The following is a 10,686-nucleotide window of genomic DNA, read 5'->3' as shown; positions in this document are numbered from 1 at the left end:
GTTTACTTCGGCAGGATTGAGAGCGACGGAATAAGGCTCACCATAGAGGGGAGCTTTTTAGTCGGGCCGAAGGCGACGAAGAACGTCGTTGAGCTGGACGATGAAAGGGCGAGGCGCTATTTGGCAGGAGGAGACGTCGAGATCGATGGAGAGCTCTACGGCTGGGTAATCCTGAAGTGGAGAAACTACTTCCTAGGATCGGCAAAGGCCAAAGGTGGAAAGCTTCTCAACTACGTTCCCAAGGAGAGGAGATACAGACCTTCTAAGGGATAGAATACCCATGGAGGTTAAACCTCTCTCCCTTTATCAGCTCCCTGTACAGCAGGAAAAGCGTCAGCAGGTACAAATTGTCGGCTAGATACGGTCTCGTTACCCCGTTCAGCCATGAGACAACAAGCCCTGTTGCCACCCACGCGGCACTTCCTATGGTCAAGTCCTTCCATATATCCCCAAGCGGAGACATCCAGCTAATAACATCGCGGAGGTAGTAGGCGGTGGTGATGAAAAATACCGCCTGACTCAGCACGGTACCGTAGACCGCGCCAAGGATACCGTACATTTTGATGAACACGAGGTTCAGGACGAAGTTCGTTGCGTTGGCAATGACCAGCGAATTCACGGCTTTCTTCTCCCTGTTTATTGCCACGAGCAGGTTCTGTCCAAGGAAGGCCGGGAAGTAGAAGAGGACTATCAGCGACATCGGCCCGATAAGCTTCATCGCGGGAGAGTACTTGTCCCCGAAGAGCAGGGGGATGTAGTACGGCAGACTCGTTTGCGAGTACACTACAATACCAATGGCAATCAGGAGGAGGGTCTTCGCCGATTCCAGCAGCAGATTGCGCACACCCCAGAGGTTCCCATCGTGGTAGGCTTTACTTAACTTTGGGAGGAGAACCGAGCCGAAGGACTGGGGAAGGAAGTATATCGCCTTGAAGATCGTGGCACCAACGTTGTAAAAACCGGTCTCCATTGCCCCCAATAGCTTTGAGACCATCATCACATCCACGTTCCAGAAGAAAAGGCCCGTCAGGGTCTGAAGTGAAAAGGGGAGGTTTTTCCTGAGGAGGTTCCAGAGGCCAGGCTCCTCACCCTCTGAAACGGCCTTCAGCTCCCTGAGGCGCCCAGCACAAACACCTAGGACAGCGGCCAGCACTACGGTATCTGCCACTGGGTATGAAAGCACGATCTCCATGAGGTCACCGTTGGCAACCAGCAAAACCAGCCCAAACAGGAGCGCCCGCCTCCCGAACTCCGCCAGGGGTACTATTCGGGTTCTCTCCTCTATGTAGCGGAGGGAGTAGAGGGAGTCGAGGAAAAAGCTCAGCAGGGGGTCGAAGGCGAAAATCAGGGTCAGAACGACGACGGCCTTGGGGTACTCAAGCAGTGTAAGGGTGAGGTAGAGAATGACCTCCGAAAGGACAAAGAGCAGAAACCTCGCCTTGGTAATCCCTTTCAAGAGGGGAAAGAAGGTCTTGAGGTTCCGGCTGGCCTCTCGAATAAGATAGGTGTCGAGCCCAAAATTCACAAAGGCCGTGGTGATCGAGGAAAACGCGAGAACGGTTGAGTAAACACCGAAGTTACTGACGCTCGTTTCCCGGATTATGTAGAGGGTGAGCAACGTCATCACGGTGCTCCTGGCAAAGTTCCCGGCTATCAACTGCTCTATGTTGCGGAGCAGGTTTCTCATTTACCATCCCATCTGTCTTTTGGCGAGGTAATAAAAATTATATTGGTTGAAAACGACCGTAAAGGGGGTGAGAGCATGGTGCCGCTGAAGAGGATAGACAAGATAAGGTGGGAGATACCGGAGTTTGATAAGAGAATGCGCGTCCCTGGGAGGGTCTACGCAGATGATCAGCTTATAGAAAAGATGAAGAACGACAAAACGCTTGAGCAGGCGGTAAACGTCGCCATGCTCCCGGGCATCTACAAGTACTCCATCGTAATGCCGGACGGACACCAGGGCTACGGCTTCCCGATAGGAGGAGTTGCCGCCTTTGACGCAAAGGAGGGTGTAATAAGCCCCGGTGGTGTAGGATACGATGTGAATTGTCTCCACGAAGAAACTGAGGTCATAAGTGATTTGGGATTCAAGATTCAGGTAAAGGACCTACCCAAATCATTCAAAAGGGTTCCACTAAAGGTTTACGACGCAAAGGAGGGCCACAACGACCACTCTAGAATAATGCTGGTCGCGGAGAGGGATAGCGACGAGGAGATATACGAAATAAAACTTGCAAGTGGAAGGATCCTTAAGGCCTCCGGAGACCACCCGATACTTACTGAGAATGGGTACATAAAGGCGGAGGACTTAAAGCCCGGTGATTTGGTAGCAGTCTATCCATTCGAGGGAGTCGAGTACGAAGAACCAGAACCAAGGGTTCTTTTAACTCGGGAAGATTTCAAAAACGAGGACAGACAGTTGATCAAGTACTTGGAAGAGAGGGGACTGCTCCCATTGAGAATGGACGACCCAAGGATTGGGATTCTGGCGAGGATACTAGGATACTTTATAGGCGATGGATCTTTCGACATTTACCGTGAGAAGAGAAGAGAAAGAATAATCACAGTCTTCTACGGAGAGGGATTAGGACTGGAAGCCCTTAGGAAGGATCTTGAGTTTTACTTCAACATCAGGACCTCCAGAGTCCACAAGAAAACCAGAAGGGAAAACATCAAGACTGCATGGGGGGAGTTTGAGACCACAGGGACTGAGTACTCGATAAAGGTCACATCAAAGGCGTTTTCAAAACTCCTCATCAAGCTGGGCGCTCCAGTGGGTAAGAAAACTGACGTTGACTTTGACGTTCCGGAGTGGATCAAAAAGGCTCCAAAATGGGTTAAGAGAAACTTCTTAGCAGGGCTTTTTGGTGCAGATGGAAGCAAGCCAAGATTGATTTCAGATGAATATGGATATACGCCAAATTCCATAACCCTAACTGCAGTTAAGACCAGGGAACTCGAAGAAGGCCTTGTGAAGTTCCTAAATTCAATTAAAGAACTGCTGGCAGAGTTTGAAGTCGCTTCCCATGTAAGAAAGGTCAAAGAGTACGACAACCGGGTAATGTACAGGCTCGTAATATACTCCAACACGATGGAGATGTACAACTTCCTCTCCAAGATTGGCTACGAATACACCGCCCAGAAACCATACGCACTGATCTTCGCGGAATACTTAAGGAGAAAAATTGTGATAGGAAACAACATCTCAGAAAGCAACTTAGTTCAGAGAAATAGGAAGATGAGAGAACTTCTGCCCGACTTCAAGAGCTTCCTTAAAGCCTACGGGCTTGAAGGCGGCTTTGTGCTTGATCAGGTAATTGAAGTCAAGAGAATAAAAAGTGACTCCAAAAAGCTCTACGATGTTGGCGTTTATCACGATTCCCACAACTTCATAGCCAACGGCCTCGTTGTTCACAATTGCGGCGTCCGTCTCATCAGGACAAATCTCACCGAGAAGGAGGTCAGGCCGCGCATCAAAGAACTCGTTGACACGCTCTTCAAGAATGTCCCGAGTGGCCTGGGAAGCAAAGGCCGCGTGAGACTCCACTGGGGTAAACTCGACGATGTTTTAGCGGACGGTGCAAAGTGGGCAGTTGAGAACGGCTACGGCTGGGAGGAAGATTTGGAGCACCTCGAGGAAGGCGGGAGGATGGAAGGAGCGGATCCAGAAGCGGTTAGCCAGAAAGCAAAGCAGCGTGGAGCGCCCCAGCTCGGCTCCCTCGGCTCGGGGAACCACTTCCTCGAGGTTCAGGTCGTTGATAAAATCTTCGACGAGAGAATCGCGAAGGCATACGGCCTCTTTGAAGGACAGGTAGTTGTGATGGTTCACACAGGGAGCAGGGGGCTCGGCCACCAGGTTGCGAGCGACTACCTCAGGATAATGGAAAAAGCCAACAGGAAGTACAACGTGCCGTGGCCTGACCGCGAGCTTGTTAGTGTCCCCTTCCAGACCGAGGAGGGGCAGAAGTACTTCAGTGCGATGAAAGCAGCGGCAAACTTCGCCTGGGCAAACAGGCAGATGATAACTCACTGGGTCAGGGAGAGCTTTGAGGAGGTCTTTAAGAGAAAAGCTGAGGACATGGAGATGAGCATCGTCTACGATGTCGCCCACAACATAGCTAAAGTTGAAGAGCACGAGGTCGACGGAAGGAAGGTAAAGGTCGTCGTCCACAGAAAGGGAGCCACAAGGGCGTTCCCTGCTGGTCATCCGGACGTTCCCAGGGCCTACCGTGACGTTGGCCAGCCCGTCCTTATCCCCGGCTCGATGGGAACCGCGAGCTACGTCTTGGCTGGAGCCGAAGGCTCAATGCGCGAAACCTTTGGCAGTTCGTGCCACGGCGCCGGAAGGTTGCTCAGCAGGAAGGCCGCAACGAGGCAGTACCGCGGGGACAGGCTCAGGGAGGAGCTTATGAGGCGCGGTATCTATGTAAGAGCTGCGTCGCTTCGTGTTGTTGCTGAAGAGGCGCCAGGAGCGTATAAAAGCGTTGACAACGTCGTCAGTGTCGTTCACGATGCAGGTATAGCAAACCTCGTCGCGAGAATGAGGCCGATGGGGGTTGCTAAGGGGTAATCTCTCAAGGGGGTTTGAGCTATGGGAGAACTCACCCACGTTGATGAGAAGGGCGTCAAGATGGTCGAGGTGGGGCACAAGGATGATGTGTTTAGGAGGGCTGTTGCAAAGGGCAGGATTTACCTAAGGCCTGAAACCATTGAGCTTATAAGGGCCGGAAAGACGAAGAAAGGCAACGTCATAGCTACAGCCCAGATAGCGGGAATTCTAGCTGTAAAGAGGACGCCGGAACTCATCCCCCTTTGCCACCCGATACTACTGACCGGCGTTGACTTAACCTTTGAGTTTGGCGAGGATTACATAGAGGCCACCTGCGAGGTTCGCGCGGTTTATAAGACGGGCGTTGAGATGGAGGCCCTAACCGGAGTTAGCGTCGCTCTGCTTACGATATGGGATATGGTTAAGGCCGTTGAAAAGGACGAGAACGGACAGTACCCGGTCACGAGAATAGAGGGAATTCAGGTGGTGGAGAAGGTTAAGGGTCAGTTATGACCAGTTATGGTTATAAGCGTGTCCTCTCAAAGGTTGAGCGGTGGTTCGATGTACAGCGTCAAGAAGAGCAAAGCTGGCTACCTCTTCGACCTGCCGAGGGAGAGGATAGCCTTCATGTTTCTAAAAGACGGGACTTACCTGATGTATCATGACGAGAGGGTCTTATGCTACTCAACGAGACCAGTTGAGGTAAGCAGGGAAGAGCTTGAGAGGTTCGAGCGAACGGGAGAGACAGTTGAACTGGTAAAGCGCATAAAGGCCGGCAACTTCCCGGAAGAATGCGTAGTGAAAGAACTACCCCCAATCGATGAGGATTTAATGCCCTTCAACCCCTCCAGGAAGTGTGTGGTTATCTTTACCGGCTTCAGGGACACTGTAATAGACTATGTGGAAGCAAATGGAATCACCTACGCGGTTGCGAGGCTAGTCGATGAACCGGAAAAAGTCTGCAGATTCGTCGGCAGGGGCAACTACAAGGTCGCTGCGGTTAAGCTGAAGCGTGGTGAGGGGTGCCTCAGCAGAGGGGAGTTTCTAGAAAAATTAAAGGAACTGAAAAACCCTTAGATGTTGCCGATTCGCTGGAGAACCATTCCCTCTATTTTTATCGGCTCTGTTCTCCTGGCCAGGACTATAGCCTGGTCGAGCCTGGCTTCATGCTCGGCGTAGATCGTGAAGAGAGGGTCACCCTCCTTGATCTTTTCGCCCACCTTAACGTAGAGCTCCACCCCGGCGCCCTTGTCCTCGGGGGCCCCGGCTGTCCTGGCTATGGCCGTTATGGCTCTGTTGTCTATCCCTGTTACGTAGCCACTGCTCGGAGCAGTAAAGGTGTAAGTCTTGTCCCCGATGGGTATCTCTTCGAGTTTTATGTCCGGATTTCCGCCCTGGGCCTCGATTATCTCCCTCATTTTCTCCCAGGCCTTACCGCTCTGGAGGATTTCCTTCGCCATCTTCTTGCCCATCCCCGCTGGGGCAACTCCCCCCATCTCAAGGAGTATCCCTGCCAGCCCTGTTGCCTTCTCTATGAGGCTCCCTGGTCCTTTGCCACTCTGGAGCGCCGAGAGGGCCTCTCTAGCCTCAAGCGCCGGACCGACAGTATGGCCTATCGGCTGGCCACCGTAGGTTATCGCGACCTCAACGTACTGCCCGAGCCTCTTGCCGAGCTCTATAAAGTCCCTCGAGAGAGCCCTGGCCTGATCTATCGTCTCAACTTTGACTCCCTTTCCGGTGGGTATGTCTATGAGAACGTACTGACTCCCCATTGCATACTTCTTTGACATTATGCTCGCCAGCATCAGTCCTGTGGGGTCAACACTGAGTGTACGCTCGGACTTTATCGTTATGTCATCTGCTGGGGCAAGGTTCAGAGCGCCTCCCCAGACGAGACACGCCCCGACCTTCTCGACTATCCTCTTTATCTCGTCGAGGGTGAAGGTGACGTTGGCGAACACCTCGACAACGTCAGCCGTCCCAGCGGCGCTCGTTATGGCCCTTGAACTGGTCTTCGGTATTGTCAGCCCGGTGGCCGCGACGATGGGAACCACCAGGATGTTGGTCTTGTTACCGGGAACGCCACCTATGCTATGGACATCCATTATCGGCTTCCTGTCTATGTCGAGCATATCCCCAGTCTCGGCCATCGCTATTGTCAGTGCCGCTATCTCGTCCATGTCTAGGCCATTGATCTCGAGGGACGTAACGAAGGCACTTATCTCGATATCCCTGAGCTTTCTATCGACGATATCCCTTACTATGGACTCGATTTCAACCTTCCTAAGCTTTTCACCGTGCATCTTTTTCTTTATGTACCTGACACTCTCCGGAGTTCCGGCGGGGATTACGTTAACGGTTTCCCCTTCCGAGAAGTTGTGAAGCTCCAGAATGTCCCTGCTTATTCCTATCTCTCCACTCTCTATCATGTTGCTTATCACAACACTCCCATAGACGATCTTCTTACCAGCTTCAAGCTTCACTAGGTCGTCCGGATGGAGCTTAGCCTCTCTCGCGTCTTCCTCACTGATCAGCACCGAGTACCTGCCACTCAGGACATCCAGCAGTTTAATCCTGGCCTTCATGGAATCACCTCCGTGGATTCTACTTGTTGAAAAATGGATACTTAAAAGTTTTCGCAGGAAACAGGACTAAAAAGCCCAAGAACAACCGCTACACTCATCAAAATGTTGTAAAAATCACTCGAGGGTCTCGCTGCACTGAGCCTGGGAGCTTGAGAACCACTCAAGCTCGCCCGTTTTCATCAGAAATCTAACCACGTCCGTTGCGATAGGCTTGATGCCCTCCGGCAGGACGGCTGTGCCGTTCAGGTAATAGGAGACAACCTCTCTGATGGGGACGCTGTAGAGCTTGCCGTCGAAGACATAGAGCCAACCACCACTGAACTCGACTAGCCTGTCTCTATAACCCAGCTTCACTCTCATAGCGTCCCCACCCAGGATGTAGTCATACAGAAGAGATTTTAAAATTTAACGCTGCAAAAACGTTTAGTAACAAGGAGGCCAAAAAGATCAGAGGTTCTTGACCTCCTCGTCTATCGACTCTTCGAGGGCCTTCTCCCAGTCCTCGACGTCAAACTCCTCCAGTTCGCCCTCCAGCTCATCCTTAAGGGAGAGCACACGTCTCTTGAGGGCGTTCTTGGTCTCCTCGTCGTAGACGACGTAGTAAGGGTTGTTCCTGGCCGAGAGATATAGCATCAGCAACACTATCACCAGGATCAGGAGGATTATTATAATGCCATAGAGAATTACCTCTGCCATCACCTTTTCCCTCCGAAGATTGCTTTGAAAATCCTCTTTATCGGGCTTTCCGGCTCGGGAGGCTTCCACTTGATACCGGCGAGCTTTGCAGCAAGCTGTTTGATTGATATAGCCGCCGGACTCGTCGGGTTCTTTATGACGAGAGGGACACCGTAGGCACTGGCCCTTTTGACTTCAGGATCCTCAAGGATCATGGCCAGAACCGGAACCTCCAGGATGGCCTCTATCTCCTCCTTTGTGAGTTCGGTCTTCTCGTTGGTCACCCTGTTAAGAACGGCACCGAGTGGAAGGGTTCCGAGCTTCTCGGCGATAAGCTTGGTCTTGAGGGAGTCGGTTATTGCAGAGATCTCAGGGTTGGTGACTATTATCAGCTCCTTACCTATCAGGAGAGCAGTCACCGAGGTCATCTCAAGGCCAGCCGGTGCATCGATAAGGATAAAGTCCGCAAGCTGGCTTATCTCTCTGATCAGTTCCCTGAGCCTCTCGGGCTTGGCCTTCTTCACCTTCTCAAGGCTGAGGCCACCGGGTATGACCTTAACCCCAGCCGGGCCCTCGTAGATGGCATCCTTAAGATCAGCCTCGCCGGCGAGGACGTCGTGGAGCGTCGTTGGTATGTCCTCCATTCCAAGGACAAGGCTGAGGTTTGCCATGGTTATGTCAGCGTCAAGAAGAATCACTTCCTTGCCAAACTGAGCCAGCGCAACACCCAGGTTTGCAACTATCGTGGTTTTACCCGTCCCGCCTTTTCCAGAGGCAAAAACTATCGAACGTCCCTCCAAAGCCGACACCTCCCTGCTTAACAGTGACCCTTAGACAGCTTTTCCCCAATTATATAACCGCCGTGTTTGTTCCTTAGTTAAAATCTCCTTTTATCTTTTGCGGTTGTTTTGCAAAATGAGTAAAGAGGGAGCGGGTCTCAATGGACATCAGTGTTCTTTTCGGATTCGGCCTTTTTCTTGTATGTTTCGGCCGCCTCCCCGACGCTCTTGAAGAGCTTGAGCATCTCCATTGGAAGTGGGAGTATTATGACGTTGCTCTTGTCGCTGGCAACGTCGCTTATGGTCTGGAGAGTCCTCAGCTGTAGTGCCATCGGGTGCTCGCTGATAATCTCAGCGGCTTCCCTGAGCTTCTCGGCTGCCTGCCTCTCGGCCTCGGCTAGGAGAATCCTTGCACGCCTCTCACGCTCCGCCTCCGCCTGCTTCGCCATCGCCCTCTGCATCCCTGCTGGCAGTTCGACGTCCTTTATCTCCACCGTGGTGACCTTTATTCCCCAGGGATCTGTAGCCTCGTCGATTATCTTCTGGAGCTGGAGGTTGAGCTTCTCCCTCTCGCTCAGGAGCTCGTCGAGGTGCGCCTGACCTATGACACTTCTCAGAGTCGTCTGGGCTATCTGACTGGTCGCCATTATGTAGTTCGCGACCTGAGTGACAGCCTTGACCGGGTCAACGACGCGGAAGTAAACGACTGCGTTGACCCTAACCGGAACGTTGTCCTTGGTTATGGTCTCCTGAACCGGAACGTCGAGAACCCTAGTACGGAGGTCTACTATCACTGCCTTCTCGAATATTGGAATGATGAAGAACAGTCCCGGGCCCCTGGCACCGACGACCCTACCAAGCCTGAATATCACTGCCCTCTCATACTCCTTCACTATCTTTATGGCACTGGCAAGCACAATCAGAACAAAAAGCAAAATAATGCCCAAAACTATGCTACCTACTCCTGCCATTCGACACCACCTTCGACTTTTTCAACTATGAGGATGAGGCCCCTCATGCCAACGACTTTCACAACCTCCCCGACCCTTATCTTCTCCCCGGTCCTGGAGGTCGCCTTCCAGAGCTCCCCCCTGACCTTCACAACACCCTCGGGGTCGAGGTCTTCAACAACCCTTCCAATGGCCCCTATCATCTCTTCTTTCCCGGTTTCCGGCTTTCTCCTACGGGCTCGTACGACAGCGGTCATGCCGAAGAGGAAGAACAGGCCCAGCAGAACTGCCAGGACTATTATCGCTACCCGGAGCATGGAGAAGGTCTTCATGTTTATGAGGTAGATGCTCCCACCTCCTTTGCCAAAGAGCAAGAGGCCCCCCATAATGAAGCTGACCACGCCGGCCACCGTGAAGAGGCCAAAGGTCGACGTCAGCGCCTCGGCTATAAAGAATATCATGGCAAGGATGATTAGTATGACCCCTGCTGTGTTGTAGCCAAAGTAGCCGAGGCCCACCACACCGAGAACAAGGAGGATTGCCCCTATTGTCTCTGGCACGTGCCAGCCGGGTGTTAGGAAGCCGAATATCAGGCCGAGGATGCCAACGTTGAGAAGAATGTAGGCAATAGCCGGGTTCGATAGGTAGCTTATCAGGATGTCGCTTATGGAGTTGCCGATGTGCTTGACCTCGACGTCCGTGAAGTTAAGGACAACGTAGCCCCTCCCCCTGACAGGGAGCTTCGTTTTCATTCCATTGGCCTTCTTGAGAAGATCCGGGACATCGTCGGCTATAACCTCTATTACGTGGGCTTTAAGGGCCTCCTCTGGAGTGAGGCTTAGATCCACGGCCACGAACTTCACGGCTGCCGTCGTGTTCCTGCCACTCTCCTCGGCCAGGGAGCGCATGTAGGCTGTGTAAAAGTTCCTTATCTTTTCGGGGGCCCTAACTATGCTACCGTTCTGGGAGTATCCAAGGATCGGCTCGCAGGCCCCTATGCTCGTCCCGGGGGCCATAGCAATAAGATGGGAGCCCATGGCTATGTATGTGCCGGCTGAGGCAGCTATAGCACCCCTAGGATAGACATATATGATGACCGGGACGCTTGAGTTCTGGATTTCAGAGACTATGCGCATCATAGCATC

The 10,686-nt window shown here is 52.4% G+C and carries 10 protein-coding genes and 1 pseudogene; 4 read left to right on the top strand and 7 right to left on the bottom strand.

Going from position 1 to position 10,686, the window contains the following annotated elements:
- Positions 1–273, top strand: a pseudogene (locus tag MVD07_RS01625) (hypothetical protein); the annotation flags it as partial.
- On the opposite strand, the gene MVD07_RS01620 reads toward MVD07_RS01625, so the two are convergent.
- Positions 263–1,687: a polysaccharide biosynthesis C-terminal domain-containing protein gene (locus MVD07_RS01620; protein ID WP_297497737.1), complete on the bottom strand. Its 1,425-nt coding sequence runs from the start codon at positions 1,685–1,687 to the stop codon at positions 263–265. The pseudogene MVD07_RS01625 and the gene MVD07_RS01620 sit on opposite strands and share 11 nt — an antisense overlap.
- A gap of 75 nt (positions 1,688–1,762) precedes the next feature.
- On the opposite strand from MVD07_RS01620, the gene MVD07_RS01615 reads away from it, so the two are divergent.
- Genes MVD07_RS01615 through MVD07_RS01605 form a run of 3 tightly spaced genes read left to right on the top strand, consistent with a single transcriptional unit; the run spans position 1,763 to position 5,629 of the window.
- Entirely contained in the window at positions 1,763–4,573 is a 2,811-nt protein-coding gene (locus MVD07_RS01615) for an RtcB family protein (RefSeq protein ID WP_297497734.1), read from the top strand.
- A 21-nt stretch (positions 4,574–4,594) separates the two neighbouring features.
- Positions 4,595–5,065: a cyclic pyranopterin monophosphate synthase MoaC gene (moaC, locus tag MVD07_RS01610; protein WP_297497731.1), complete on the top strand. Its 471-nt coding sequence runs from the start codon at positions 4,595–4,597 to the stop codon at positions 5,063–5,065.
- Between the two features lie 48 nt (positions 5,066–5,113).
- Positions 5,114–5,629: a hypothetical protein gene (locus MVD07_RS01605; RefSeq protein ID WP_297497728.1), complete on the top strand. Its 516-nt coding sequence runs from the start codon at positions 5,114–5,116 to the stop codon at positions 5,627–5,629.
- Here MVD07_RS01605 and MVD07_RS01600 read toward each other — a convergent pair.
- The 6 genes from MVD07_RS01600 to MVD07_RS01575 all read right to left on the bottom strand — a co-directional run.
- On the bottom strand, positions 5,626–7,137 hold the full coding sequence (locus MVD07_RS01600; RefSeq protein WP_297497725.1) for an AMP phosphorylase: 1,512 nt from the start codon (positions 7,135–7,137) through the stop codon (positions 5,626–5,628). The two genes, MVD07_RS01605 and MVD07_RS01600, sit on opposite strands and share 4 nt — an antisense overlap.
- 114 nt (positions 7,138–7,251) lie before the next feature.
- Positions 7,252–7,497 carry a hypothetical protein gene (locus MVD07_RS01595; RefSeq protein WP_297497723.1) on the bottom strand — a complete coding sequence of 82 codons (246 nt, stop codon included), beginning with the start codon at positions 7,495–7,497 and terminating at the stop codon, positions 7,252–7,254.
- Positions 7,498–7,584: 87 nt separating this feature from the next.
- Positions 7,585–7,833, bottom strand: a complete 249-nt coding sequence (locus MVD07_RS01590) for a hypothetical protein (protein WP_297497720.1) — start codon at positions 7,831–7,833, stop codon at positions 7,585–7,587.
- Positions 7,833–8,612 (bottom strand): septum site-determining protein MinD, encoded by a 780-nt coding sequence (locus MVD07_RS01585; protein ID WP_297497740.1) that lies wholly within the window; start codon positions 8,610–8,612, stop codon positions 7,833–7,835. The genes MVD07_RS01590 and MVD07_RS01585 overlap by 1 nt, the downstream gene beginning before the upstream one ends.
- 137 nt (positions 8,613–8,749) lie before the next feature.
- Positions 8,750–9,562 (bottom strand): slipin family protein, encoded by an 813-nt coding sequence (locus tag MVD07_RS01580; RefSeq protein ID WP_297497717.1) that lies wholly within the window; start codon positions 9,560–9,562, stop codon positions 8,750–8,752.
- Positions 9,550–10,686 (bottom strand): nodulation protein NfeD (locus MVD07_RS01575; RefSeq protein WP_297497714.1); only part of this gene is annotated, 1,137 nt, incomplete at its 5' end. The genes MVD07_RS01575 and MVD07_RS01580, both read right to left, overlap by 13 nt.

Source organism: Thermococcus sp., assembly GCF_027008145.1.
In the GTDB taxonomy this organism is placed as follows: domain Archaea; phylum Methanobacteriota_B; class Thermococci; order Thermococcales; family Thermococcaceae; genus Thermococcus.
This window is presented reverse-complemented; position numbering and strand designations above follow the sequence as displayed.